Origin of the sequence: Bacillus sp. HU-1818 (genome assembly GCF_022695965.1) — a bacterium.
Classification (GTDB): Bacteria; Bacillota; Bacilli; order Bacillales; family Bacillaceae; genus Bacillus; species Bacillus atrophaeus.
Genome location: NZ_JAAPBE010000004.1, coordinates 1 through 26,192 on the forward strand (window position 1 = coordinate 1; position 26,192 = coordinate 26,192).

Genomic DNA, 26,192 nt, shown 5'->3' on the forward strand with positions numbered 1-26,192 from the left:
TTGTAATGGAGCGGGTGATGAGAATCGAACTCACGACATCAGCTTGGAAGGCTGAGGTTTTACCACTAAACTACACCCGCATATAATATGAATTAAAATGGCGCGCCCGAGAGGAGTCGAACCCCTAACCTTTTGATCCGTAGTCAAACGCTCTATCCAATTGAGCTACGGGCGCTTATCAGGCGACTTAACTATCATACTATCATTTGATGTTAAAGTCAATAACTTTTTTGAAGTTTTTTTCGTAACGCAGTCGATGAAACTGAAGTCTCGCGGATTGTCCATCCGTCAATCCTCTTCGCATTTCGACTTCCTTATTATACACGTTTCTAAACATTTGTACACCCCTTGGAGAAAATTCTTTTCCGTTTCCCCAACGCTGACGAACATTTCGTTTTTTGTTGTTACGCTGTGTATCAGCGACGTTTAATAATATACCATGCTTATTTTATTTGGTCAATACTTTCTTCTGATTTTTTTAAGAAAGAATGCTGTAAGATTTTCATTACTTACTTTCTACTTATTTAATAGTTACTATGTCTCCTGTTTATGATTGACTCGATAAGCCTGTATAGAACCTTCGCTAAAGCTTGCTCCCCCTATCTTGCATTTTAGATAAGCAGGAGAAATGTTCAAGACGATTCATTAAGGAAAGAATGCAATATTGTTTTCCCTTCAATTCGTTGGAGTCTTTGCGCCTCCCGGAGGAAACGAAGCACGAGCTTGTTCTACTGTTAAATATATAGGGAACCAAGGGACCAAACAATTGAGTCAGTTAGCTTTGACCAATCGTTAAACTTGTTTAACGCCTCTAATGAAAGATTTATTACATCTAAACCTGAATACAAATCTTTAGGACGCCTGCCGGAACGTACAGGTATCTAGTTTTAAGCGCCAAAATGCGTTTCATAAAAATGCACCGCTAGTATGCCTGAACGGTATATTTAATTTCCATTCAAAAAATAACTTTATTTGGTATTGGACTGTTGACAAATATTCTGCCCTTCTACTATAGTGGTTGCATACCTAACCACTAAAGGAGAATACCATGGATGACGTTTATAAAGAACTTCAGAAGCTGGGGTTTTCCCAATATGAATGTAAAGCATACATAGGGCTTTTAAAAACCTCACCGATAACCGGCTATGAGATTAGCAAAAGGTCAGGTGTACCGCGGTCAATGATTTATGAGGTAGTGGGAAAGCTAGTCGATAAAGGCGCCGTTCACACCGTACCTTCTGATCCTGTAACATACGCACCGTTACCGGCTAAGGAGTTAATTGACCGTCTGCGGCATAACTTCGAAAACTCCTTTGATTATTTAGAAAAAAAATTAGTTGCTTTAGAAAGCGAGCAGGACGTCGATGTCATTCGAAGAATCAACAGCAATGAACATGTGATTGCTGAAATGATTGATATGATAGACAAGGCGGAAGATGAGCTGTGGCTGTCTCTTTGGGAGCCGCAAGTCGCTGCTGTTAAGAAGGACATTGACAGACGTTTAAATGAAAACCTGCCTGTCTTCTCGATTCTTTTTGGATCTCATGAAATCGAAATAGGCTCAACCACCCATCATAATTATATGTCGCCAGAAGTGGCTGAAGAGCGAATCGGCGGCCGATTAACGATTGTTGCCAGAGACAATCAAGAGGTATTAATCGCTAATTTTTCACCTAATACAAATGCATGGGCCATAAAAACGCAAGATCCTGCGCTTGTTATTGTTGCCATGGAATATATGAGACACGACCTTATGTTTTCAGAGCTTGTCAAAGAAGTTGGTTCTGAAAGAGCGGCAGCACTGTGGCAGCATAATTCCAACCTGTTTCATGTGGTTACAGGAAAACGGTTCAATTGATTTGAGCCGTCTTTTCTTTCATCTTTTTATAGTGGTTAGATTTATAACCTCTAAAAATTTATGTAAAAAGGAGAGTAAGGATCGTGGAGGCTCAATTGAAAAAAGTCGAATCTGTACAAAGGGAAGACACCTTTTTGCAGGGAGTGAAAGACTGTATCCCTACATTGTTAGGATACATGAGTATTGGATTTGCTTTTGGCATCGTTGGTATTTCCTCAAATTTGAGCATACTGGAGATCACGCTTTTATCTTTGCTGGTTTATGCCGGAGCCGCTCAATTTATTTTCTGTGCTTTACTGGCTTCGAACAGTCCTGCTTCAGCTATCATCCTGACAACGTTTATCGTAAACTTGCGCCACTTATTATTGTGCCTGACTTTAGCTCCGCATTTCACGAGATATTCGTTAATGAAAAATATCGGAATTGGATCACTTGTCACAGACGAGTCATTTGGCGTGGCCATAAACAAACTTGCAACACACGGAAAGCTCAGCGACAGGTGGATGAATGGGTTAAATATTACAGCGTATGTATGCTGGATTATTTCATGTACTCTCGGCGGTTTTTTGGGTCAATGGGTTTCTGACCCTGAAGGGCTCGGTTTAGATTTTGCTTTAACTGCTATGTTCGTGGCATTGCTGGTCTTACAATTGCAAAGTACCGCATCTGAAAAACTGAAGCACAGCCTATCACTGGTCGTGTATATGATCATCGCTATGGTTTCATTATCCTTTTTTGTTCCTTCACATGTGGCTGTCATTGCGGCGACGGTTATTGTAGCAACGATTGGGGTGGTGACGGATAAATGAGTATGAGTTTACCAATGTTTTGGCTTATTCTTGGCTGTGCGATTGTAACCGTTATCCCCCGTATCGTCCCATTTATTTTCGTGCGAAGTGTTCAGCTGCCTGAAGTTGTATTAAAATGGCTTTCCTATATCCCAATTTGTATTCTTACGGCTTTGGTGGCAGAAAACATGCTGATTGAAACTGAAAACGCCGTTGCATTAGATTGGACTGTGCTTCTCGCTATGCTTCCCACTTTGCTTATAGCGCTTTGGACGAAAAGCTTATCTGCCACAGTCATTATAGGGGTTATATCCATGGCTTTCATCAGGATGTTCTTGTAGTATATCGGCTCGCTTCTAATATTCAATATGCTCAGTATAAAAGGGATAAGCGCTAAGCTTATCCCTTTTATCTACGAATACCGTATCCGCGTTTTCTCCGCCAGACACTTATTTTGTTTTTATATGCTCAGCTTTTGCTGCCCCCATGCCGAATAGAAAAATAAGCAAAGATACGATAATCAGCATGAATAAGGGAATGGTCCAACTATGTGTGACATCATGTAACAGTCCGAACACTAAAGGGCCGATTGCTGCTAGAAGATATCCAAATGACTGAGCCATCCCCGAAAGGGCAGCGGCTTGATGTGCGTTTTGTGTGCGCAGACTAAAGAACATCATTGCTAAACTGAATGCACATCCCCCTGCTATACCAATCATCATAACCCATAATGGGATGAGTACAGCACTTCCATAGAGAACGCCAGCTATTCCGGTAACAAATAAAAAACCGGTTATAGTGACTAATATGCGCTGATTTTTCATACGACCTGCTAAAATAGGAACAATAAAAGTAATAGGCAGAATAGAAAACTGCATTAATGAAAGCATCCATCCAGCCGAACTTGAGCTGAGTCCTTTTTGTTGAAGAATCTCAGGAAGCCACGCGATGACAGTATAAAAAATAAGAGATTGCAGCCCCATAAACAAAGTGACATTCCAAGCTATCTGAGAACGCCACAAGTTAGATTTATGATGCGGTTCTGCTCCTGCTGCTTTCATTGGTTTTTCACGGCCTTTTAATAGCGGAATCCAAATTAAAACGGCAATGAGGGACAGAACGGACCAACAGCCCAGTGCCCCCTTCCACCCTAATCCTGATAAAGAGGCGACCGGAATACTGATACCGGAAGCGATTGCTCCGCATAAATTCATAGACACAGAATAAACTCCTGTCATCATTCCTAAATTCTTGGAAAACCTATGCTTAATAAAGCTTGGCAATAATACATTGCATACCGCAATGGCTAACCCCAGCAAAATTGTCCCGGCAAATAAAGAGCCAATCCCGGCAAGTGACCGCAACAAGATTCCTACAGTTAATAAGAATAATGATGACATTAATACAAGTTCGGTCCCAAACCGTCGTGACAGCATAGGAACAAAAGGCGAAAGAAATGCAAAAGCAAGCAAGGGTACCGTTGTTAATGTTCCGGCAAGTGCATTTGACATCCCTAAGTTATCGCGAATCGATGCTATCAAAGGCCCTACTGATGTTAAAGGCGCTCTGAGATTCGCTCCTATCAAGATGATGCCTATAGTAAGCAATAATATTTTTTTTCTTTGATTTGTTTTTATTTTATGTTTACCTTGTTTAAGTTCTACCTGACCTAAACTCATTTTTATTCCTCCATGTGCAATGTTTCTTTAAATTCGCTAATGTAGTGATTTACAGCATCCATTGCCTGATCTGCTCTTTTGTCAATGATTGATGTTACAAGCTGACTGTGAATATCTTCATGAAAACCTGCATCTGTTGTGAGATCAACCAAGTTTTGAACCGATATCTGCAAAGCTTCTGTCATGTGCTCGTACAGATCGCTCAGAATACTGTTATGTGCAGCTTGCACGATTGCTTTATGCAGCTGAATATCTGCTTTGGCATATTGTTGACGATCTTTATTCTCAACAGCAGCCTGGCAGGAACCTAAACAATTTCGCAGCTTTTCTACATCTTCTTCACTGCGTCTTATTGCTGCTAGCTGTGCAGCTTCCCGTTCAAGAGCATGCCGGACTTCTAATGTCTCAAGCAGATCTGCCTTTTTGATACGCCTGTAAAATGCTGCCCCGAGGATGCTGGATGAACAGACAAAAGTTCCGCTTCCTTGTTTTGTTTGCAGAAGGCCTGCATGAACCAAGGCTCGTATCGCCTCCCTCAATGTATTGCGGCTCACATCAAATTGTTTCATTAAGTCCAATTCAGGAGGGATGCGAGTACCCACCGGCCAAGTATCGGACTGAATTAATGATTCAATTTGCGATACGACTTGTTCGACAAGTGATAAACGGCTTGTTTTTGATATATCCATAAACGCCACCTCTAATTTGTAGGATGATTTGGTCATTGGTTAATTTAACACAAAAAAATGATAATGTAAATCCTTTAACAAAAAAGCAGAGTTGTGAATAATCAACCCTGCTTCAAATTCATTATTTTATTCATCTGTAAAACCATTTTTCTCGTTATCGATCTACTTTCTCTTTTCATGAACTTCAAACCGATTTTTACCTTTCACCTAATAATTATCATTTCATATGGAAAATGCCTTCAAAATATGTTATTATCTTTTGCAGAACGCGAAGAAATAATTATATTGCTATTGTATAACCTCAATAATATGGATTGAGGGTGTCTACCAGGAACCGTAAAATCCTGATTACAAAAATTGTTCATCACTTTTTTTGTAATCAGGATTTTTTTATTTGTTAAAAATTTGATATAAAGGAGTTTCGGTTATGAATTTTAAAGTTTTTCTTCTTGCAGCTTCTACTATTGCTGTAGGGTTAGTTGAATTAATTGTTGGAGGGATACTCCCGCAAATCGCAACAGATTTACACATTTCCATCGTCAGCGCCGGTCAGTTGATCAGCGTGTTTGCTCTTGGTTATGCCGTCTCCGGACCGTTGCTTTTAGCCGTCACAGCGAAGATTGAACGAAAGCGCTTGTATTTAATTGCACTATTTGTTTTCTTTCTTAGTAATTTGGTAGCTTATTTCAGCCCGAATTTCTCCGTGCTTATGGTTTCAAGGGTTTTGGCTTCCATGAGTACCGCGTTAATTGTGGTTCTTTCCCTAACAATTGCGCCTAAAATCGTCGCCCCTGAATATAGGGCCCGGGCGATTGGTATCATTTTTATGGGCTTCAGCTCCGCCATTGCGCTTGGTGTGCCGCTGGGAATATTGATTAGTGATTCTTTCGGCTGGCGTGTTCTGTTTCTTGGGATTGGGGTACTATCTCTTGTTTCCATGCTGATTATTTCTATCTTTTTTGAAAAAATACCGGCAGAGCAAATGATTCCCTTCCGTGAACAGATCAAGACGATCGCCAATGTAAAGATTGCAAGCGCGCATCTTGTTACGATGTTTACGTTAGCAGGGCACTATACCCTTTATGCGTATTTCGCGCCGTTTTTAGAAGCCACTCTGCACCTTGACTCTTTTTGGGTCAGCATTTGTTATTTCCTATTCGGAATATCAGCGGTATGCGGCGGTCCTTTTGGCGGCGCACTAGCGGATAAATTGGGGTCCTTCAAAAGTATTTTGCTTGTGACCGTTTCTTTTGCGGTTATCCTATTTTTGATTCCTTTATCCACATTTTCAATGGTTCTATTTTTGCCTGTTATGATTATTTGGGGATTGCTGAGCTGGAGCCTGGCGCCCGCCCAGCAAAGTTATTTGATTCGCATTGCCCCAGATTCTTCTGATATTCAGCAGAGCTTCAATACTTCAGCTTTGCAAGTTGGAATTGCCCTAGGGTCTGCCATCGGCGGTGTTGTCTTAGGACATACAGGTTCCGTTGTATCCACTGCTTGGTTCGGAGGATTTATAGTGGTTATCGCTGTACTATTTGCACTCATTTCTTTAACAAGACCTGCCACATTAAAAGAACAGTAAAAAAGAAATCATCCTGAATTTTTTATGTCAGGATGATTTTTTTGATATACCGCTTTCTTTATTCAAGAATTCATTTTATTAATTCTAGCTATATCTTTAAACAGATCATTATGATGTAATGGACAGCTTAATTCGTTACAACGTACAATTTTAAAATCATTTAATTCAAAGATCGCAATGACCTCTATTTCTCCGACGGCTCCGTCTTTCTTCGTCACAGTTACCGTATACCTTAGTACAGCGGTTTGTTTATCTTGATCAAAAAGAAAATCATAAAAAGGTGATAATTCAATAGATCTCACTATCTCTTTTAAGGTGATGATGTGATCTCTGAATTCATTAATATCCGTCTTCTTCCCGTCTGTAACTTGGATATATTGATCACTAAAGTAATCAGGAATTTTTTCAACATGTAAGTTAACAATGATTTCTTGGTAAACCTCTGTTAAAAAATCACGGACCTGATCTTTATTCATAGGAAACACCTCATCTGTTTTATATTCGTTTTGCCCATTCGTTCATAAATCTGATAATGACGTCAAGTTCATTTTCGGTGAACTGATGTAACAATTCGTTATACTGGCCTTTCACCTTCTCATGCAGTTCATCATGGACCTTTGCTAATCTTTCGCCATCATTTGTCAATGTGTAATAAATCGTTTTTAGATTGTCCTCTTTCTTTTCTGCTTTCACTGCTCCCCTGTCAATTAATTTTTTAATCGACTTCGTAATAGCGGGTTTAGATAGACCCAGTTGTTCTGACAGAAAACTATTATTAGAATCCGACGGGAATTCGTTTATCAATGAGACGATGTGCAGTTGTGTGATATTCCACCCTTCCTCACGATTTATCAAATTTGATATAACATCACGAGCCTTCGCTTTTTTCTCTCTTTGCAGCATAAAATGTTCAATCGCTTTAAAGGCCTCTTGTCTTTTTTGAGACTCCATTTCATCATTCCTTTCACCTTTTTGTTAACCGGTTAATTATTTTTTAGTTTACCAGTTAACAAAAATAAATGTCAAGTACATCTTTTGCATACATTTCACTAACCAAGCAGGTTCAGGTAACAAGAATGAAGAAATGTTTTTATGGAGAGAGAAAAAGGAGGAGACATCATGTTCTTGTATAAAATTGATGATGACATTTCGCTAAAATTACCTGAGTTGAAAGATGCAGAAAGAGTCTTTGAACTGACTGATCATTCAAGAGAATATCTGCGGCAATGGCTTCCTTGGCTGGATGAGACAACAAGTGTGGAAGATACAAAAGGTTTTATTCAATCTTGCCTGAAGAGTTATGCAGAAAATAAGGGTCTTACAACGTTTATCCTTTATAAAGGTTCCATTGTGGGAACGGCTGGGTATAACCAAATCAATTGGACTGATAAAACAGCTTACATTGGGTATTGGTTAGGGAAGGAATATCAAGGTTACGGAATCATGACAAAAGCGGCGAAAGCTTTGACCGATTATGCTTTTCAGGAATTGAGGCTTAATCGTGTCGATATTCGTGCTGCTGAGGGAAATAGCAAAAGCAGGGCTATTCCAGAAAGATTAGGTTTTGTATGTGAAGGGCGAATAAGACAAGCGGAATGGCTGTATGACCGTTACGCGGACCATATCGTTTATGGGATGCTGGCAGATGAATGGACACCAAAATAATAAATTATCCTTGTTAGGCTGACGGGCAGTCAGGCGCTAAACTCAGATAACTGATATTGGAAGGAATTTGTATTACTTTCTTTTGATTATCATTTCTAAAAATCAATATGGATTTAACAGGAATTTCAATGATTGATAAAGAATTTGAAGGATAAGCGCAAAAGGAGGGCAGGCAGCCTGCTTTGCCTTCAAACCAGCGCTTATATCAAAAGAAAGAGGTGTCTTTAGAATGGTTCATTATCAAAACTATCCTGATCCGTCTCTAAACGCCAAATTGCAGTCTCACCCTGAGCATTCATCTGAAATAAAACATCTCAAAGCAAGGATGCAAAATTTCATTAAGCATTCCGTTACTGAACAAAACATTGAGGTTACGGATGCAAGGGTGACGGCGGAAGGAGAGGTCACCTCACTCTTAAAAGAACGGCTCGACAAAGAATACCACAAACTTTTGTGTAAAATCACCCGGGAAGTAAATGTCGAAGATTTCGGCGCTGTCCCAGATGGAAGGGATAATACAGAAGCTTTTCGCAAAGCCATCGGGAATGGACGCGTCAAAGTGAACGTTCCTGCCGGAGAATTTCTGGTTCAGGGGATTAAGCTTCCATCCTGGACAACTATTGTCGGGCAAGGCAAAGGCATCACCGTGATTAAACTGCATGAAGACACCCCCGCACATGAATGGGTGATCACTAATGATGATTATCAAAATGGGAACCGCAATATTTTTGTCCAAGGAATGTCATTAGACTGGAATCCGGATAGACAATGCGGAGTGAGAAACCCTGGGGGACAGTTCTCCAGCTGTTTAACATTTGCCAAAGTTGAATATGGCTGGATCAAAGATGTTGAAGCCATTAATGCGGGTCTTCATGGCATTGATATTACATCGCCGACATACGATCATTCGCCTGATACCGACTGGACAAAAGACGGCTCAAAATATATTTGGATCGATAACTGTGTGGCTTATGGCGCAGGAGACGACGGCATTACCACACATTACAGCGAATACATCTTTATTTCAAACTGCCATTCCGGAAATCCGCGCGGTACAGAACACGCTGAAGGTATTTCAAACTCTAACGGAATAGAGATCGACGATGGCTCCAAGCATGTGTGGCTTTTGAATAACTTTACAAGCGGAAACATCCGCGGAGTAGAGGTCAAGGCCCATGCGATGTGGCCGGCCTCTCAAAATGTCCATATCATCGGCCATGTTTCTTATCGTGATGTCCGCGCTTTTGATCTTCGCCATATCGGCCATCACCAAGCAACAGATCCGGAAAGCACCACAGCTTACGATGTCACACTCATCGACTGCTCAGCAATTGAACCGGTTTTCAATTCGCTATATGAAGGAGTAACCCCAAGAGCACTGGTTGTTTCAGCATATAAAAACGTAAATGTAAGCGGGTTCACAGCTATTGGCGATCCCGACTATGACTATGGCGGAAATCCTGTTGTTGCCATGCAATACCGCAGTCAAAATATTGCAATTAACGGCATTAAAATTCGGGGATTTAAAAAAGCCGGCGTTGATATTAATTTATCAGGCGGAACGAATAAAACCGATTATATTAAAATTTCAAACTTTGATATTTATCATTCCGCTCCAAAAGGAATCTCTATCGGCGGCGGCCTCTATAATGTGAACATCATGAACGGAACGATGATTGCAGATAGCGGGACGGTCGGAATCCAGTCGCCCAATAATCAGGCGGTCATTCTCGGCGTGCAGGCAGAAGGATATAGTGCGGCGGTCTCCATCAAAGGCCAAACATACCAGCATGTACCGGTCAATTTAAAAGGAGGCGCACAGCTTGCAACGACCTCCGGCTTTGCGTTTAATCAAACAAGCGCCGTTATCGCGGGTACCGGTGAAATTACGGCAAAAGGAGAAAGAAATGCGGTCATCGGCGCTTCAGGAGGCTCCAGTACAGAAGGCTCCCGCGCATTAATCGCAGCTTCAAACAACGCCCATATTAAAGGAAACCATGTGTCAAGAACGATATTGTCTTCTGAAAGTATTACACTGGAAGAACCATACACCGTAGCGGGAGGCCATCAATCAATGAAATGGCTTCTTGACTCTGTAGGAGGAAACGGAACATTTGCGGGAGCGATCAGCTCTTCCCTAAGAGGATATGGAGAGTATTTTGAGAGTTCAACCGGGCAGTTAATCAATACAGGCACAATCGTGACTTTAAGAGGCGAAAAAATCGCGCCCGCCCATGTGGGAGATTATATGCTTGGAGTTATTTCGGAAACGGCAGGTCTCGTATCAGGAGCATCAAGCTTCATCTGGCAGGGCCGCTATTTGACAAACGAATTTGGCGGCTTGATTTATGAGGATGTGACTGATGAGGAAACCGGAGAACTGATTCGCATGCCGAAAAAAAATCCGGACTATGATGCGGCATTGGAAGCTGATTATCTTTCACGGTCAGCAAGAGATGAATGGCATGTTGTCGGACTTGTGGGCCAGCATTATGTGCGTATCGACGAAACGGTCAGTCAAGGAGATTATCTTACGGCCCATAATGGGATCGGGACAAGAGCATCTGAAGGAAATTGGAAGGTTATGAAAATAACCGCCTCTTACATTCCTGAAAAAGGATATGGCATCGCTCTCGCCGTGATCAGATAGCGGGCATGGGAAATGTCCTGAACCGTTTGATTCGGAAACACAATGGTTCCCGTCAATGGGATCTTCCGTTACCGGCGCTTTTTCTATTCGGCTAAAAATTCGAATGATACGGCGTCAACTTTTCTTGCTGGCTGCAAAATGAACTTATTTAGAAAAGACTTGTAAACATATTTTGAAACTGTTTTCAGGCTCATACTCCCTATAAATTCAGGGCTGATATGAGCCTGGAGATGGCTTGGTCTTTTATTGTTTCAATATACACCGGGAACACTGCCTACTTTTCCTTTGTTAGATGAATGACTTCTTGAAAGGGCTCCACTCTTTCTATTTCTTTTTTAAAAGTCGAATGTCGTCAAGTTCTATTAAGAAGTCCTTTTTCTTTTAAAAATTCTTTAGCCGCTTCTTCTGCACTTTTGCCTTCTACATTCACTTCATAATTCATTTCGCGCATCTTGTTATCCGTTATTTCACCTGAAAGTTTATTTAACGCAGCTTCTAATTCCGGATATTTTTCTAACGTTTCTTTTCTTAACAGCGGTGCACCTTGGTATGGCGGAAATACATGTTTGTCATCTTTAAGGACAGCCAATTTATATTGTTTTAATTCGCTGTCTGTTGAGTAAGCATCAACTAAAGCAATATCGCCGGTTTTGATTGCATTGTACCGCAGCTTTGGTTCCATCGTTACTACATTTGAAAATGTGATTCCATATGTTTTCTGGATGCCGCGATATCCATCTTCCCGGTCGGCAAACTCTAAAGTAAAACCGGCCTTTATGTTTTCGTGAAGACTTTTTAATTCTGATATTGTTTTCAAATTGTGTTTCTTTGCGAATTGCTGCGGTACTGCTAAGGCATATGTATTGTTATATTCCATTGGCTTAAGCAATTCCATATCGAATTTTTCATGCATCCCTTTTCTCGCTTGTTCATACACCTGTTTTTCATCCGTGCTTACAGGGGTTTCTTTTAAAAATTCAGAGATAGCCGTTCCGGTAAATTCCGGGTAAATATCTATATCACCAGATCTTAATGCATTAAACACAAATGAAGTTTTCCCCAAACCCGGTTTCAATTCGACATGTAAATCGGTCTCTTGTTCAATAAGGAGCTTATACATATTAATTAATATTTCAGGCTCTGAACCAAGTTTACCCGCGATGACAATATTTTTGTTTCCTTGTCCGGAAGAAAGCGAGAAAGCCATGATAAGCAAAGCTGCAGCTGCAGCTATTCCAATGCCGGTTATTATTTTCTTAAACGACATTTTTTCTAACCTCCGAAGCAGAACGTCAAAAAGGATAGCTAGAATTGCGGCGGGAATAGCTCCAAGCACAATGAGAGCAGTGTTGTTTCTATCAATTCCGAGCAGAATTAAGTCGCCTAAACCTCCCGCTCCGATAAGAGCAGCTAATGTTGCGGTGCCGACGATTAAAACCATGGCTGTTCGTATTCCTGCCATGATAACCGGCATCGCCAAAGGAAGCTCTACCTTTAAAAACCTTTTTCGATTGTTCATTCCCATAGCTCTGGCAGCCTCAATCAGCGAAGGATCAATCTCCTTAATACCTGTATAGGTGTTTCTTAAAATAGGAAGCAGAGCATATACAATAAGAGCTATAATCGCAGGTACTTTGCCTATACCGACGATAGGAATTAAAAGTCCGAGAAGAGCAAGCGAGGGAATGGTCTGTAAAACAGCCGTTACACCTATTATACCCTCCGATATGTTGGGCTTCCTTGTTAAGTAAATACCGAGGGGAATGGATATGATGACTGCAAAAAAGAGTGCAATAAGGGAAATTTGAATGTGTTCCAGCAAAGCGTTTACCAGCTGTCCTTTCCTTTCTATCACATCATTTAAAAAGTTATTCATTCTCCCGACCTCTCTTTTGAACATGATTAGCTAAATACTGTATAAATCCTTGTCTGGTTATCACACCTATAATCTCGCCATCACGCTCTGCGAAGATTTGGTCATGTTGTTTTAACTTATGTAGAATGTCATGTAATGAAGTTGATACAGGCATAGTTTCAGACGAATTCACCTGTACACATTCTGATTGTTGTACGATGTCTTCCAGATTGATTTTCTCATTCATGATACCTTCTTGTGCTCCGACGAACTCTTTTACAAAATCGTTAGCAGGACGATGCAAAATGTCATCAGGTGTTCCGATTTGAACAATTTCGCCATTATTCATAATGCATATCCGGTCTCCAAGCTTTAATGCCTCTTGTATATCATGGGTGACAAATACAATCGTTTTTTTAATTCTCCGCTGTAAATCCAGCATATCATCCTGCAATTTATCTTTCGTGATCGGATCGAGAGCGCTAAATGGTTCATCCATTAAGATCATTTCAGGATCTGCAGCTAAGGCCCGAATCACGCCGATTCTTTGCTGCTGGCCTCCTGAAAGTTCATGAGGCTTTCTTTCACGATATGTTTCAGGCTCTAATCCAACCATTTCTAATAGCTCATCAACACGCTGTTTAATTTTATCGCGGCTCCACTTTTTTAATTCCGGCACCACTGCTATATTTTCTTCAATATTCATATTCGGAAAAAGAGCGATTTGCTGAAGCACATACCCTATGTTCCACCGCAATTCATGAATATCATATTCACTTATTTTTTGATCGTTGATAGAAATCGTACCATCGGACAATTCTATTAAACGATTTATCATTTTAAGCATAGTGGTTTTCCCACTGCCGCTAGGTCCGATAATAACAAAAAATTCGCCTTTTTTTATAACTGCATCAAATGATTTCACAGCATAAGTACCATCTGGAAACTGTTTTGATACATTGTTGAATTGAATCATATCATCACTTCCTTATTTAATTAAAACTTGTGATTCGATACCTTACCTATTAATTCTCAGCAACATTGACTTTAATTGTATTATGTCAGATGAATTTGCTTTGACAAAGTTAAAATGTTTGTGACTTACATACAAACAAAAAAAGAGCAGGCGCTAGGACTGCTCGGGGAGTTTGCGGTGTAAGTCACAATTTTATTTTAAAACTTCCGCCTAACATCTTCTCTAATTTATTTTTTGTTATTTCCCACTCACTTTTAATGATGCTATAAAAAACTGAATTTCTATATGATCCATCTTTCCGAATCATATGATTCCTTAAAACGCCTTCTCTTATACCTCCGATTCTTTCAATTGCTTTTTGCGACCGCAAGTTTTGTTCATCCGTTTTAAATTGTACGCGAATGACATTCAATTCTTCAAAACAATATTTCAATAGTAAATACTTACATTCTGTGTTGATGATTGAGCCCCAAACAGAAGGAGTCAACCACGTCCACCCAATTTCCAAACTCCTGCTTTTATCTGAGATGTCAAGAAACCGTGTCGAGCCTATCACCTTACCAGTCTGACGAAGGAGAATAACAAAGGGACACTGCCTTCCATTTTCCTGTTCCATCAATGCTTCTTCCACAAAGGATTCCATCTCCTCTAATGTACGAATGGTTTTAGGCAAATGCGTCCACATGTTCTCATGCTTACTGATATCGTGCAATCCTTCTATATGTCTCTTCTCCATTGGTACAATTTGAACGTGGTCTCCTGTCAATTTTCCTGGTGGAATTTTCATTTTAGTTCTCCCCCTAATTGTTCCTGCGGCCTATCTCAATAGATGCTGCTCTTTCGAAATTGCTTATTTCATGCGAATGGCTTCTTCTTTTCCCCCATTTTGATAAACAACGAAACGATTAGCGTTTTGTTCTTTACCCAAAATAAATTCAACTTCCACAGGCAAAGATTGAATAAAATATCGCGTTTCCGAAAAAGGGAATAATTCAAACTGAGCTTGCCCCGTAATCTGCAAATAAAGACGATCCTGCTCAGTTGTAACTAACGCATTGGTTCCATCGTTGAATGAGTAGGTGCCAATATAGCAACTGTAGATTGCCGGATCGATATCTACCTTCTTTTTATCTGCAGGGCGCTCCGGAATAACATACGGCTGATCAAATAAGATATTCTCTGCCGCAGCAAGAATCGCTTGTTCATATTCATAGTCCTGTTCCATATTACTTAGGTAAATCAAAGTTCTATTATGATCGGTATACCGTATCATCGAAGTGAAGTAACCCGGCCAGCTCCCATCATGACTGACTATCCTCCCTTTATCAGGGCTGTCTTGAATAAGCCACCCAAATCCATAGCCCAACTTTTCCTCCTTATTCCATTGGACAGGAAAAAACGCTTGTTCTTTAGATGCTTGACTGATGATTTCTTCCGTATATAAAGCTTGATCGAAAAGATATAAATCTCTTATATTGGAGTTCACTGTTCCGTCACCTTGTATGCCATCCAGAAAGACCACATAATTTGTTTCGGCCAGCTCATCCGGCAGCACGTACTGGCCAGAGTGCACATCATACACATAGCCATAGGCATAGTTCGGAATTACTTCTTTATTCTGAAGCCGTCTGTTATAAACTCTCGTGTCCGCCATTCCAAGCGGATGGAATAAAGCTTCTCTCATAAAATCCTCAAAACGTAATCCTGACACTTTTTCGATAATAACTGCCAGTAAAACATACCCCGTATTGCTATACAGCCAGCCTTCATTTGGTGGAAAATAACTGGGCGGCTGATGCTTGATCAGCATGTTTACCACATCTTTATTGACAGCAATCTTATCTGTTTCCCAATAGTGTTGAAACAGGTCCATATAGTCTGGGATTCCTGATGTATGATTCAGCAAATGGCGAATCGTGATTCCCATATACGGAAGTGCAGGAAGCCAGCGTTCAATAAGGTCATCGTAGCTCAGCTTTCCTTGTTGTTCCAACAGAATGATGCCAAGAGCCGTAAATGGCTTCGATAATGACGCCAATTCAAACACTGACTTATTATGTAATGGACGCTTTGTTATAAAGTCCGCCAACCCAAATGAATTCTCATATAGAATTCCCCCCTTCTCCGCAACTAAAATGGCACCGTTCAATTGGTTATTCTCTCCTAAAGTCCGGAATAAATTTTCAAGATTCTGTTTTTTGCTCTTATACATTAACATACCTCCTAAACAGCAGGCAGAGCCCGCTTTCGGTTTTTAACTCCATTTGTTTATACGGTTTTTACACTATGTAGGTTACAGGAATTGTAAGAGATATTTTTTGTTTGTTTTAAAAGGTCATTTCACTAGTATTCGTTGATTTAGATGGAAGATTTAAAAATTAGCAATAAAAAAACCAAAGAGATATTAAACCCTTGGTATCATTGGCCTGCCAAGATGACTTGAATCTCGAATGATTATTCACCGACTAAAAATGCTTTTACGGTTTACTGTGATTTAATCCATTTTGGACTTCAATAATGAAGGCAGTGGTTGAGATAACATGTCTTAACTAAATAAGGCATGTACAGTTTTTCCCTGTACATGCCTCTCAGAACTATTCACCATCTTGAGGTTTATGATGATGAAGCGGCGGCGGAATGAGCCATCCTTTATTTTTCGTTAGTTTCAGTAATTTTCCGCCTAAGACTGCTTTACTCATATGAAATTGTCCAAACATCATCGCAATATCTTCGCGAATAGATTGCCCCATAATTTGACTGCATACAACAAGACCAGCGGCAATTTTTGCAGAAACTGAAGCTGCCACGTCGGCATCCTGAAAACGCGCTCCAGCCGGAATGTCATTAAGGTTAGCAGTCGGAGGCTCAGGAAGAGCGGGAGGAAGAGCCACCCCGTTTTCTTTAAGTATGGTTTCTACTTGTTTTACTTCTTCTTTGCTCTTATCAATAGACTCTTGAAGAAGTTTCTTTAAATCATCATCGCCTACGTGATTTAATAACATCTGATGATCCGCAACCATTTTATTGCCTGCCATCACAAAATTCCACAAACTAAATACTTCACCATAATGCATTGGTTCATCTTGCGGATTTCCGCTTAAAATACCCATCGTCATCCTCCTAATTATATTCATGATTGTGCCACCTTCCTTTTTGCACATTTCATAAAATGCCCAACATGTGGAATATATATGTAAATTTTTCAGCGGCAGAAAAAATCGCATTAAGAAATACCAAGGAACTTTCAACCATTGGTATCATTGTGTGATCAAGATGACTATAAGCTTAACGGGTGACCCTCTGGTTTTTAATATTTGCCCATGTAAATTCTATCTTTAAAAACGATTAATACTGGCTTAACACTTTATAAATATAATGAGGATGTCATTGAGATTCATTTATATTTTAGGAGGTTATGTAGTTGAAAATATTCCCGAAGAAGTTACTGCCTATCGCTGTTTTGTCATCTATCGCTTTTAGCAGCTTAGCCAGCGGCAGTTTACCTGAAGCAAATGCGCAGGAAAAGAAAAAGGGAAATAAAGAAGAAATTAAAAACGTCATTGTTTTGATTGGTGATGGAATGGGCGTATCTTATACTTCCGCTCATCGTTATTTGATGGATAATTCATCAACAAAGGTTGTGGAGCCTACAGCTTTTGATCAATACCTTGTCGGCCAGCAAACCACTTACCCGGAAGACCCTGAACATAATGTAACGGATTCGGCTTCTGCAGCAACGGCCATGTCTGCGGGCATTAAAACATACAACAATGCAATTGCAGTGGACAATGACGGATCAGAAGCAAAAACGGTTCTTGAAGCGGCTAAAGAGAAAGGGAAATCGACAGGACTTGTTGCAACATCAGAAATTACACACGCAACGCCCGCTTCATTTGGCTCACATGATCACAGCAGGAAAAACATGAACTCCATTGCGAATGACTATTTTGATGAAATGGTAAACGGCCAGCATAAAATCGATGTTCTGCTTGGCGGCGGTAAGAGCAATTTTGATCGTAAAGACCGCAATTTAGTAAAAGAATTCAAAAAAGCGGGATACAGCTATGTGGAGAACCGCGAAGACATGTTAAAAAACAAAAATGGCAAAGTTCTCGGCTTATTCGCTGAAGGCGGCCTTCCAAAGAAAATTGACCGTACGAAAGAAATTCCTTCATTAAAAGAAATGACCGACACGGCTCTTTCAAAATTAAGCAAAGACAAAGACGGGTTCTTCCTTATGGTGGAGGGAAGCCAGATTGACTGGGCAGGGCATGACAATGATATTGTCGGTGCGATGAGTGAAATGGATGACTTTGAACAAGCATATAAAGCAGCCATTGAATTTGCGAAAAAGGACAAGCACACATTAGTAGTCGCAACGGCTGACCACTCAACCGGCGGATATTCCATTGGTGCAGACGGCATTTACAATTGGTTCAGTGAACCGATCAAAGCAGCAAAGCGCACACCTGACTTTATGGCAGAAAAAATTGCCGACGGTGCGGATGTGAAAAAAACATTAAAGAAATATATTGATCAAAAAAAGTTAGCTTTAACTGAAGCAGAAATAAAGTCTGTTGAACAAGCAGCTAAATCAAAGAAAGTGCTTGATATCGACAATGCAATTGAGAACATTTTCAACAAACGCTCACACACCGGCTGGACAACGGGCGGCCACACAGGTGAAGATGTCCCTGTATATGCATACGGACCGTCAAGTGAGAAATTTGCCGGCCAAATCGATAATACTAAAATCGCAAAAAATGTTTTCGATGTCCTGCAATACAAAATTAAGATTAACGATAAGTAAGAGAATACAAGGTGTCCCGTTGCTTGTATGAAGTAGCGGGATCTCTATTTGAATGCAGACACCATATGGGGGAATCATTATGAAACAGACTCTTTCAATCTTACTTTTGATCATGATGCTTGCTGGCTGTTCATCGAATGCCGGTTCAGAAAACAACGAAAAAACGGTTGAAGCGAAACAACAAAAGGCTTCAGGGCAAACTGACAATAAAATGAATGAATACCAGCCTAATTCACAAGTAACGGATGACCGATCATTACAAAAGGTAAATCAAACGTTTTCAGATGACAAAGGTGAAGCTGTTTTAAAAGATATCAAAAACGTAAACAAGACCTATGATATTGGATCAATTGAATTAACAGTAAGAGAAATAAAGCTGATTCACTTACGGCCGGATTACAGCATGATTGATTATTTTCACGTGTTAACACATGATGAAGAGTTTGATTTTGTTAAAGTGTTCGTTGAAATCCATAACAAGTCTTCAGAGAAAGTAAACTTTGCCCCAATTGCATTACTGAAAACAAATACAGGCGAAACTTTTGATTGGAAAAAAGATATTTACCTTGAGGAGTTAAATGGTGAAATGGAAGGCGGTGCCACAAGATCTGGAAACCTTGGTTTTATTGTAAATGCAGCAGGCGGTCATGGGCATAATGAACAAACGAATCACAAAACCGAAAAAGACATCAAGTGGATTGAGATGACAACAAGTGACGTATTTGATAAAAACCATAAGAAAATCAGTAATTCACAAAAGATTAAAATTGAGTTTTAATGCTGACCTTCCAAGACGGAAGGTTTTTGTATATTGGAAACAGTCACCTTGTATGCCAATATGGTCATTTATTTTTTATTTGGCGCAAATGAGTCACCCTTTTAACATTCTTTTAGGCTTGACTGACCATTTTCTTATTTATCTTCAATCATTATGTTTCAGTAAATCGTTTGAATCCACACTTGTCCCTCAATCATTTCAAGTTACTATTGGTCGTATACACATCTTCTGTACACATTCCGCAGTATCTCTGCTGCCAAGAAAACTTGAACATTTGCAAGGTTAACCTGCTGACCCTTCTATAAAAGTAAAGATCAAAAAAAGCACTGTTCATTTTCGTTTTAACGAAAAAACAAGTGATATATTAAGTACTTGTAATAAAGATGAATTGAGTACTTTTGTTTGTCCATGATACAGTGCTGATTGTTAATCTAATTTTTTAATTACAATTGAAGCGTTGACGTTAGTTTGTGTCCCTCCTGCCAAAGTCTGAAGAGTCACTGCGGCAGCGGAAGTATGATTTCGAAGAGTTAGAACATCGCCGGTTGCTATGGCTATTATAGCCTGACCGTTGTTTTGCTGAGTACCGGCACCTGAACCGTAGACTGTGTTTGTAATCGGCGCACCATTTAAAAATAGTGTGAATTGGTTAGTTTCATAATATGAAAAATGATTTCGAGTGTGAATGAATGCGAAAGTATTCCTCCTGCTGCCGCTCCCAGAAAATGAGCCCTTACAAATATATAATCCTCTTGCTAGAATCTATGATACGCAAAATGACTCCGGTTATTTCCACAATATCTGTAAGACTCTATCAGTAAAAAAAGAGTGAGAACATTTTAATCTCACTCTTTTTCTTATTTCATGCGGAGGCATTTTTGCTGTTTATCTTCTCTGATCTATAAATTGATCAATCCGCTCCATTACCTCTTTCATATTCATGCAATCCTGAAAGCTTTGATTGATTTTTTGAATCCCTTCCTTATATCGGTCGTTATTCAACACTTCTTCCACTGCATGTTGTAAAGACTTCGCGGTTACATGGTCTTTAGATATTGTATAACCGGCTTGTAATTCAGTCAGCCGCTGGGCCACCATTGGCTGGTCCTTATCGTGCGGCATTACAACTAAAGGAACGTTAAAATGAATGGCTTCATTTACGCTGTTCATCCCCCCGTGAGTGATGAAAACATCTGATTGTTCCAACACTTCCAATTGAGGCACATACGAAGTAATGATAAAGTTCTCCGGCGCCTGCTTTAATCTTGTCAGATCAGCTTTTTCTCCCGAAGCTATCACGACCTTGCCCTTGAACTCAGAAAAAGCGTCTATACATAGGTTGAAAAACTCTTCAGTTTCGTCTAATACCGTCCCCATTGAAATATAGATGACTTTCTCATCTTTTAATTTCTCAATCGGGAAATCAGTTTTTTCCGCTCTCTTTGGAAAGCTTGGACCAATAAACAGAAATTCATTGCCGAAACGATGGCTTTCCGGCTGAAAATAACGGCTTGTGTACACTACATTTAATTCACCTTTATTATTCATGAATTGAACCATATTTTCAGGTGATACACCATAATTTTGTTTCATCTCTAATAATAGATCTTCACACTCTTTATCCAATTGTAAAGGCACTTCTGAATCCGGATGCAGAGGCAATATCTTTAAATGGTCTTCATCGAATAAGAAGGAAGCAGATGAGGAGATGCCCGGGATGTTGAGATAATCTCTTACTAACTCTCCCGCACCAAATTTATCATAATAAACAAAGTCAAACTGAATGCTTTTTGACAGTTCTTTCACGATATTTAATATGTCCAGAGATGTCTTTATATGAATCTTTAAAAAGGAGAGAATACCATCAGGAGAACCTGTACGAACGGGAACTGTCCTCAGCCAATCCTGGTGAAGATGAACAGTCGCGCCTACTCCTTCCAATCTGTCTTTATATTTTTCTGTAGAAATATAATGGACATGGTCCCCCCTGTCAGCAAAAGCTTTTGTCATACCTAAAGTAGGATTTACGTGGCCTTCTGCAGGAAAATTTATAAATAATACATTTTTCATTCCGCAAACTCCCGTTCATAGTGATGTAAGCTTTTTGAACAGCTTTACATACAATCTGGCCTGTTTCATCTGATGTTAGTTACCACAACAATCATAAAATAGGGCGATCAGGTCGTGCAAGAAACTAACTCTGAGCAAATTTGTTTGAAAATGAAATCGTGTGAGATACTTCTAATTACTGTTCAAGAAGGTGAAAGTAAACACTAAAACGTAATGCGGGATGGAGTAACAGGAACACTTAAAACCTCCATATTTCATAATATGGAGGTGAACGTTACACCTTTTTGATGGTGAAAAACTTTCTTAAAAGCCAGGGCCCCGGCTTAAATCCGAGTGTTAATTGCCAGGCACCTATTCCTTGTAACCCATACTCTCGAATGGTTATCATTTTTTCGCTCATACTTCTGACATCTTCAAACCACACTTCATGTGATCGCCCCTGTTGATCTCTATACCGAAAAAATGGTGATTGATATTCGGCTGAGTATTGAATCGGTGATTGGTACCTCATGGCTGTTTCAATTGAGTTTTGATTTGATATGGCTGAGGCGACTGTTCCCGGGCTGTAAGGTAATATCCAGTCATAGCCATATAAAGGGACTCCCAGTATCAATTTTCTCCGCGGCACCCTTCCGATGGCAAATTCAATTGTTCTTCTCACTTCAGTAATAGGCGCTACAGGTCCTGGCTCACTTCCTGCATGATGCCAATCATATGCCATGATAAACATAAAATCAACAACAGCTCCAATCCCGCCATAATCATACCCTCTCAACCAAGGGATTTGATCACTCGTTTTTGCCGGAACAGCTATTGTCAAAGCGTAACCTGCAGGCTTCAGCCGATCTCTTAATTGACGTAAAAAGCCGGTAAAAAGATCCCTATCTCCTGCACTTACTTGCTCAAAATCAATATTTACTCCGCCGTATCCCTTTCTAGATACTAAATAAAAAATATTATTGACGAGATTTGTTCTTGCTGTTGGATTGTTTACCACTTGATGAACAAGATCGGTACTGAAACCTCCCGGAGTCAGATTTGTAATGGTTGCGAGCGGTGTGACTCTTTTTCCCCAAGTGGCTTCAATAGCAGCTATATCATTTAATTCGTTGGCAATATCTCCATTTGGAGCAAAATGATATTCAAATATAGAAATGGAAGATGAATAAGGGGCAAAATCATAAATCAACGCACGATCGAGATCTGGATTTCGAATCACATAAAAACTCAAATTTCCCGCAAGATAGTTTTTTGATATTTGAGGAATTGTTATTTTCATGCCTGGTTGTAAAGTATTAGGGTTAACGGAGGGATTTGCTGCTCTTAGTTGTGTTAAGGGGACAAAAGCTCTTGCTGCAATGCTGGTAAGCGTGTCACCCGTCTGAACAGTATATACATATAGCGGAATAAGCAAAGCTTGGCCCGGCACAATATTCATTTCTTCTAAGCCATTAACACCGCGTATCTGATCAATCGGAGAACCATATCTTCTGCTTATTGAAAACAAAGAGTCCCCAGGCTGAACTGTATGAATAAACATTTTTAAGCCTCCATTTATTCGTTAGTTAATTCATTTAAGGCTGCATCATAAAATCATATTACATCGCTTGCCTCTATATGCCATTCTAAAATGTTTTCATTTCATGAAGGGATACCAGGCAGAAGCCATATTGATATCAAAACAAAAAAAAACACCAAGGGCTTTAAGTCCCTTGGTATTTTATGATGCTGCTGAGAAAATTCGATTTTACAATTGGTGTTTTTCTTTGTATGCTTTTGCATACTGATCAGCGGCAATGATCGCATCTGCCACGTCTTCAGCTGTCACATTAAAGCCGGCATGAATTGTTTCTTCTTCAATCGTTGCAGCCTTAGCAACTTTCATAATATCTTCTTTTGATGCATCTTTTAATTTAATGTCCTCTAATGTAACAGGCAGCCCCAGGCTGATGTAGAATTCAATATAACGTTCAATCTCTTCCAATGAGTGTTCTTCTAAAGCTAACTGAACCAGGGTTCCAAACGCCACTTTTTCCCCATGCGTTAAGTGATGAATCTCACCTTCAAGCGCGGTGAAACCGTTATGAATGGCATGTGCTGCAGCCAAGCCGCCGCTTTCAAATCCTAAACCGCTTAGTAGTGTATTGGCTTCGACAACGGCTTCCAATGCAGGAGTGACGACTTTTGCTTTTACGGATTCATAAGCAAGGTGGCCATATTGGAATAATACTTGTTCGCATTTTTCCGCAATCGCTTCACCGGCTATAGTTGTGATCCCGCCTGCCATCGTTTTACCGCCAAAGGCAATAACACTGCGCGCTTCTACCCATGTGGCCATTGCATCAGCAATTCCTGATGCCAAGAAACGCGGCGGCGCTTCTGCTACGATTTTTGTATCGACAAGAACCAAGTCCGGATTTTTGTTGTAGAACCGATAATTTTCAAAGGTTCCACTCTCGGAATAAACAACAGAAAGTCCGCTTGTCGGAGCATCCGTCGAAGCTGCCGTTGGAACGATAACAGTATAAGCGTTCACTTCATCTGACACCGCTTTTGCCGTATCAAGCGTTTTACCGCCTCCGACACCTATCACAATCGTTGCACCTGCGTTATTAGCAATTTCAGTAATTCTTTTGATCTCTTCCTTAGACGCTTCTCCGTTAAACACAACCTGTTCAGAAGAGATGTTCTCTTTCTTTAACTCATTTACAACTTTGTGCCCTGCGATATCCCACACAATTTTGTCTGCGATGACGACAGTTTGATCACCAATGCCTTTTAGGTGGTCACCAATTTTTTCGATCGCGTTTTTTCCTTGTACATACTTAGCTGGACTGATAAAGATTCTTTCCAACATAATCATCCCTTCTCTGTTGTTTCTCACTCTGTTGATAGAAAATGAATTTCTTTTCATATGATTCCTCAATTTCGCCTTAATAAAACATTCACTTGTTGCCATTAAATCAACTCACTGCTCATTTTCATAAGTTTTCATCGGACCTATGAGCAGTAATGTATTCCACTTTGGGGAACCCTTTCATCAAAAGCCACTAGGCGTCTCGGGCACTGATCTGTATATGAAAAGAAATCCATCATTCAAAACGATAAGAAATATAACATATTATTTAATGATTCCGCAAAGAACTTGCTTAAAAAAATTTAATAATAGCAAAAAAATAACATAGCTTACACCATAAGAAGCTGCCCGACGTAATAAAAAAGAACCTTGTTAAAAGGTCCGCCAATACTTGCCTGTTCACACCTCGGGAGCTTCCATAGTCTCAGACTATTCCTCTTTTGAAGGGTCATATTAGCCTCATTGTTGATGGAATTTGATGCTGAATGAAAAATAATAAAAGGTCTACAGCCTCTCGTGGCGATTTAGTTAAAACTCGCACATAAAAAAAGACCAGGGTGATAGAACCCTGGCATCAGTAAAGCAGATATGACAAACCTAATAAACAAGAGCACAATGGTGTTTATATCTTCCCTTTTTGTTGCTCTGCCTTTTGCTTTGTTAGTTTAAAAAAGGCCAGAGAACCAATAACAGAAGTTATAAACATGATGGCTCCCATCGGAATTGCTGTCGTTTCGTTAATTCCCACAAGAGGTGAGACAATGGAGCCCAGCAGTAACGGAAGCATCCCTAACATCGCACTTGCACTCCCTGCGCGGTGCCCTTGGTTTTCCATTGCGAGCGTAAAAGTGCTTGTCAGAACCATGCCTATCGTGATCATATAAATAAAAATCGATATGACCAGTGTTATCAGCGGGCCGTGAACTATTGTCATGGCCAGCAGAACGGCGGTTGCAATGAAGGCAGTAATAACTGCAATTCGAAGCAAGCTTTTTTCATGAATGATACCGCCAAAGCGCCCTATAATAAAACTCCCTGTAATAATGGCCAAGCCGTTAATGCCGAATAGAATACTAAACACTTGAGGCGATACCCCGTAAATATCCTGATATACAAAAGGCGTTCCAGATACATAAGCAAAACTTCCGCCGTGAATAAAACCGACGGTCAATGCGTAGCCAATAAAAGACCGATCCTTCATCAAACTGCCCATGGTTCTTACAGATGTTCCGATTGAGCTTGGAATCCGCTTCTCTGGCGGTAAAGTTTCTTTTAGTCTTAAAGCAATAATCAAAACGAGTATAAATCCGATTAATGTTAAAAAATGAAAAATAGTATGCCATGTTGCGAATGGTAAAAGTAAAATCGCGCCGCCTGTCATTGGCGCAACCATCGGCGCGACCGCAGTAATAACCATTAAAAGCGAGAAGAATTTCGAAAGCTCCCTTCCGGTAAAGACATCCCGCACGATGGCACGCGAGAGCACAAGCCCTGCTGAAGCAGTAAATCCCTGTAAGAATCGTGCAATCACTAATGTGGTAATGTTCGGCGAAAGCGCACAAAACAGAGATGATAACGCAAATAAAAAAATGCATATTAATAAAGGTTTCCGTCTTCCCTTCGCATCACTGACCGGCCCGACAATAATCTGGCCAATGGTAAGTCCGATCAGACAGGCTGTTAAGCTTAACTGGACAAGCGATGCACGGGCAGATAAGTCATCAGCAATTTCAGGAAAACTAGGCAAATACATATCTATATTAAGCGGTCCCAGTATGGCAAGCATACCGAGAAGAAAAGCTAATGCCAAACGCTCTTTTCCAGTTGGATTGTGCAGCATATCATATCAAAACCTTTCCTTTATGTTCTGACTTCATTTTGTGTTCTGCTATTGATAAAAGACGGCAAAACATTTGTATATTGTACCATATC

Annotated in this window: 21 protein-coding genes, 2 tRNA genes, 1 pseudogene and 1 riboswitch; of the genes and pseudogenes, 8 read left to right on the forward strand and 16 right to left on the reverse strand. The window is 40.1% G+C overall.

Features of this window, described 5'->3' with window-relative positions:
* Positions 1–6 precede the first annotated feature (6 nt).
* Together GXP75_RS15035 and GXP75_RS15040 are read right to left on the reverse strand one after the other, a co-directional pair.
* Positions 7–80 (reverse strand) — tRNA-Gly (locus tag GXP75_RS15035).
* Between the two features lie 18 nt (positions 81–98).
* Positions 99–175: transfer RNA gene (locus GXP75_RS15040), tRNA-Arg, on the reverse strand.
* Positions 176–1,048: 873 nt separating this feature from the next.
* Here GXP75_RS15040 and GXP75_RS15045 point away from each other — a divergent pair.
* The 3 genes from GXP75_RS15045 (at position 1,049) to GXP75_RS15055 (ending at position 2,987) form a co-directional block, all read left to right on the forward strand.
* A complete protein-coding gene (locus tag GXP75_RS15045; protein WP_106045806.1) occupies positions 1,049–1,858 on the forward strand; it encodes a TrmB family transcriptional regulator in 810 nt (269 codons plus the stop codon).
* A gap of 83 nt (positions 1,859–1,941) precedes the next feature.
* Entirely contained in the window at positions 1,942–2,667 is a 726-nt protein-coding gene (locus GXP75_RS15050) for an AzlC family ABC transporter permease (protein ID WP_396022474.1), read from the forward strand.
* Positions 2,664–2,987: an AzlD domain-containing protein gene (locus tag GXP75_RS15055; RefSeq protein ID WP_061570476.1), complete on the forward strand. Its 324-nt coding sequence runs from the start codon at positions 2,664–2,666 to the stop codon at positions 2,985–2,987. Before GXP75_RS15050 ends, GXP75_RS15055 begins: the two co-directional genes overlap by 4 nt.
* A 108-nt stretch (positions 2,988–3,095) precedes the next feature.
* On the opposite strand, the gene GXP75_RS15060 is transcribed toward GXP75_RS15055, so the two are convergent.
* Positions 3,096–4,325: a CynX/NimT family MFS transporter gene (locus tag GXP75_RS15060; protein ID WP_242557171.1), complete on the reverse strand. Its 1,230-nt coding sequence runs from the start codon at positions 4,323–4,325 to the stop codon at positions 3,096–3,098.
* 2 nt (positions 4,326–4,327) lie between these two features.
* Positions 4,328–5,014, reverse strand: coding sequence for a FadR/GntR family transcriptional regulator (locus GXP75_RS15065; protein ID WP_242557172.1), 687 nt, complete (start codon positions 5,012–5,014; stop codon positions 4,328–4,330).
* Positions 5,015–5,285: 271 nt separating this feature from the next.
* Positions 5,286–5,385: riboswitch (purine riboswitch) on the forward strand.
* Between the two features lie 56 nt (positions 5,386–5,441).
* On the opposite strand from GXP75_RS15065, the gene GXP75_RS15070 reads away from it, so the two are divergent.
* Positions 5,442–6,599 (forward strand): MFS transporter, encoded by a 1,158-nt coding sequence (locus GXP75_RS15070; protein WP_242557173.1) that lies wholly within the window; start codon positions 5,442–5,444, stop codon positions 6,597–6,599.
* A gap of 62 nt (positions 6,600–6,661) precedes the next feature.
* Here GXP75_RS15070 and GXP75_RS15075 read toward each other — a convergent pair whose 3' ends face one another.
* The gene (locus tag GXP75_RS15075) at positions 6,662–7,075 is read right to left on the reverse strand and encodes a nuclear transport factor 2 family protein (protein WP_242557174.1); all 414 of its coding nucleotides are present in this window, start codon (positions 7,073–7,075) and stop codon (positions 6,662–6,664) included.
* 19 nt (positions 7,076–7,094) lie between these two features.
* A complete protein-coding gene (locus GXP75_RS15080) occupies positions 7,095–7,550 on the reverse strand; it encodes a MarR family transcriptional regulator (RefSeq protein ID WP_242557175.1) in 456 nt (151 codons plus the stop codon).
* 168 nt (positions 7,551–7,718) lie between these two features.
* Between GXP75_RS15080 and GXP75_RS15085 the strand changes: the two genes are divergently transcribed.
* Positions 7,719–8,264 (forward strand): GNAT family N-acetyltransferase, encoded by a 546-nt coding sequence (locus GXP75_RS15085; protein WP_242557176.1) that lies wholly within the window; start codon positions 7,719–7,721, stop codon positions 8,262–8,264.
* A gap of 229 nt (positions 8,265–8,493) precedes the next feature.
* Positions 8,494–10,914, forward strand: coding sequence for a peptidase G2 autoproteolytic cleavage domain-containing protein (locus GXP75_RS15090; RefSeq protein WP_242557177.1), 2,421 nt, complete (start codon positions 8,494–8,496; stop codon positions 10,912–10,914).
* Between the two features lie 352 nt (positions 10,915–11,266).
* Here the strand turns inward: GXP75_RS15090 and opuFB are convergent, their stop codons facing one another.
* From opuFB to GXP75_RS15115, 5 genes are all read right to left on the reverse strand, one after another.
* On the reverse strand, positions 11,267–12,790 hold the full coding sequence (gene opuFB / locus GXP75_RS15095; RefSeq protein WP_242557178.1) for an osmoprotectant update ABC transporter permease/substrate-binding subunit OpuFB: 1,524 nt from the start codon (positions 12,788–12,790) through the stop codon (positions 11,267–11,269).
* Complete coding sequence (locus tag GXP75_RS15100; protein WP_242557179.1) at positions 12,783–13,745, reverse strand: ABC transporter ATP-binding protein; 963 nt, start codon at positions 13,743–13,745, stop codon at positions 12,783–12,785. The genes opuFB and GXP75_RS15100 overlap by 8 nt, the downstream gene beginning before the upstream one ends.
* A 184-nt stretch (positions 13,746–13,929) precedes the next feature.
* Entirely contained in the window at positions 13,930–14,532 is a 603-nt protein-coding gene (locus GXP75_RS15105; RefSeq protein ID WP_242557180.1) for a GNAT family N-acetyltransferase, read from the reverse strand.
* A gap of 63 nt (positions 14,533–14,595) precedes the next feature.
* Positions 14,596–15,957, reverse strand: coding sequence for a serine hydrolase (locus tag GXP75_RS15110; RefSeq protein WP_242557181.1), 1,362 nt, complete (start codon positions 15,955–15,957; stop codon positions 14,596–14,598).
* Between the two features lie 382 nt (positions 15,958–16,339).
* On the reverse strand, positions 16,340–16,855 hold the full coding sequence (locus GXP75_RS15115) for a DUF3231 family protein (protein ID WP_061669686.1): 516 nt from the start codon (positions 16,853–16,855) through the stop codon (positions 16,340–16,342).
* 311 nt (positions 16,856–17,166) lie between these two features.
* Between GXP75_RS15115 and GXP75_RS15120 the strand changes: the two genes are divergently transcribed.
* A complete protein-coding gene (locus tag GXP75_RS15120) occupies positions 17,167–18,555 on the forward strand; it encodes an alkaline phosphatase family protein (RefSeq protein WP_242557182.1) in 1,389 nt (462 codons plus the stop codon).
* 79 nt (positions 18,556–18,634) lie between these two features.
* Positions 18,635–19,333 carry a hypothetical protein gene (locus GXP75_RS15125; RefSeq protein WP_242557183.1) on the forward strand — a complete coding sequence of 233 codons (699 nt, stop codon included), beginning with the start codon at positions 18,635–18,637 and terminating at the stop codon, positions 19,331–19,333.
* Between the two features lie 426 nt (positions 19,334–19,759).
* Here GXP75_RS15125 and GXP75_RS15130 read toward each other — a convergent pair.
* From GXP75_RS15130 to GXP75_RS15150, 5 genes and pseudogenes are all read right to left on the reverse strand, one after another.
* Positions 19,760–19,990 (reverse strand): annotated as a pseudogene (locus tag GXP75_RS15130) (collagen-like protein); the annotation flags it as partial.
* 228 nt (positions 19,991–20,218) lie between these two features.
* A complete protein-coding gene (locus GXP75_RS15135; RefSeq protein WP_242557184.1) occupies positions 20,219–21,403 on the reverse strand; it encodes a macrolide family glycosyltransferase in 1,185 nt (394 codons plus the stop codon).
* A gap of 274 nt (positions 21,404–21,677) precedes the next feature.
* Complete coding sequence (locus GXP75_RS15140; RefSeq protein ID WP_214919406.1) at positions 21,678–22,943, reverse strand: glycoside hydrolase family 18 protein; 1,266 nt, start codon at positions 22,941–22,943, stop codon at positions 21,678–21,680.
* Positions 22,944–23,150: 207 nt separating this feature from the next.
* Positions 23,151–24,260: a glycerol dehydrogenase gene (locus GXP75_RS15145; RefSeq protein WP_206699496.1), complete on the reverse strand. Its 1,110-nt coding sequence runs from the start codon at positions 24,258–24,260 to the stop codon at positions 23,151–23,153.
* A gap of 622 nt (positions 24,261–24,882) precedes the next feature.
* A complete protein-coding gene (locus GXP75_RS15150) occupies positions 24,883–26,100 on the reverse strand; it encodes a Bcr/CflA family efflux MFS transporter (RefSeq protein WP_106045789.1) in 1,218 nt (405 codons plus the stop codon).
* Between the last annotated feature and the right edge of the window lie 92 nt (positions 26,101–26,192).

What these genes read in the sequence shown, in the direction of transcription:
- GXP75_RS15045 (WP_106045806.1), top strand. Translation starts at nt 1,049, where the DNA reads ATGGATGACGTTTATAAAGAACTTCAGAAGCTGGGGTTTTCCCAATAT.
- GXP75_RS15055 (WP_061570476.1), top strand. Translation starts at nt 2,664, where the DNA reads ATGAGTATGAGTTTACCAATGTTTTGGCTTATTCTTGGCTGTGCGATT.
- GXP75_RS15060 (WP_242557171.1), bottom strand. Translation starts at nt 4,325, where the DNA reads ATGAGTTTAGGTCAGGTAGAACTTAAACAAGGTAAACATAAAATAAAA.
- GXP75_RS15065 (WP_242557172.1), bottom strand. Translation starts at nt 5,014, where the DNA reads ATGGATATATCAAAAACAAGCCGTTTATCACTTGTCGAACAAGTCGTA.
- GXP75_RS15070 (WP_242557173.1), top strand. Translation starts at nt 5,442, where the DNA reads ATGAATTTTAAAGTTTTTCTTCTTGCAGCTTCTACTATTGCTGTAGGG.
- GXP75_RS15075 (WP_242557174.1), bottom strand. Translation starts at nt 7,075, where the DNA reads ATGAATAAAGATCAGGTCCGTGATTTTTTAACAGAGGTTTACCAAGAA.
- GXP75_RS15080 (WP_242557175.1), bottom strand. Translation starts at nt 7,550, where the DNA reads ATGGAGTCTCAAAAAAGACAAGAGGCCTTTAAAGCGATTGAACATTTT.
- GXP75_RS15085 (WP_242557176.1), top strand. Translation starts at nt 7,719, where the DNA reads ATGTTCTTGTATAAAATTGATGATGACATTTCGCTAAAATTACCTGAG.
- GXP75_RS15090 (WP_242557177.1), top strand. Translation starts at nt 8,494, where the DNA reads ATGGTTCATTATCAAAACTATCCTGATCCGTCTCTAAACGCCAAATTG.
- opuFB (WP_242557178.1), bottom strand. Translation starts at nt 12,790, where the DNA reads ATGAATAACTTTTTAAATGATGTGATAGAAAGGAAAGGACAGCTGGTA.
- GXP75_RS15100 (WP_242557179.1), bottom strand. Translation starts at nt 13,745, where the DNA reads ATGATTCAATTCAACAATGTATCAAAACAGTTTCCAGATGGTACTTAT.
- GXP75_RS15105 (WP_242557180.1), bottom strand. Translation starts at nt 14,532, where the DNA reads ATGAAAATTCCACCAGGAAAATTGACAGGAGACCACGTTCAAATTGTA.
- GXP75_RS15110 (WP_242557181.1), bottom strand. Translation starts at nt 15,957, where the DNA reads ATGTATAAGAGCAAAAAACAGAATCTTGAAAATTTATTCCGGACTTTA.
- GXP75_RS15115 (WP_061669686.1), bottom strand. Translation starts at nt 16,855, where the DNA reads ATGGGTATTTTAAGCGGAAATCCGCAAGATGAACCAATGCATTATGGT.
- GXP75_RS15125 (WP_242557183.1), top strand. Translation starts at nt 18,635, where the DNA reads ATGAAACAGACTCTTTCAATCTTACTTTTGATCATGATGCTTGCTGGC.
- GXP75_RS15135 (WP_242557184.1), bottom strand. Translation starts at nt 21,403, where the DNA reads ATGAAAAATGTATTATTTATAAATTTTCCTGCAGAAGGCCACGTAAAT.
- GXP75_RS15140 (WP_214919406.1), bottom strand. Translation starts at nt 22,943, where the DNA reads ATGTTTATTCATACAGTTCAGCCTGGGGACTCTTTGTTTTCAATAAGC.
- GXP75_RS15145 (WP_206699496.1), bottom strand. Translation starts at nt 24,260, where the DNA reads ATGTTGGAAAGAATCTTTATCAGTCCAGCTAAGTATGTACAAGGAAAA.
- GXP75_RS15150 (WP_106045789.1), bottom strand. Translation starts at nt 26,100, where the DNA reads ATGCTGCACAATCCAACTGGAAAAGAGCGTTTGGCATTAGCTTTTCTT.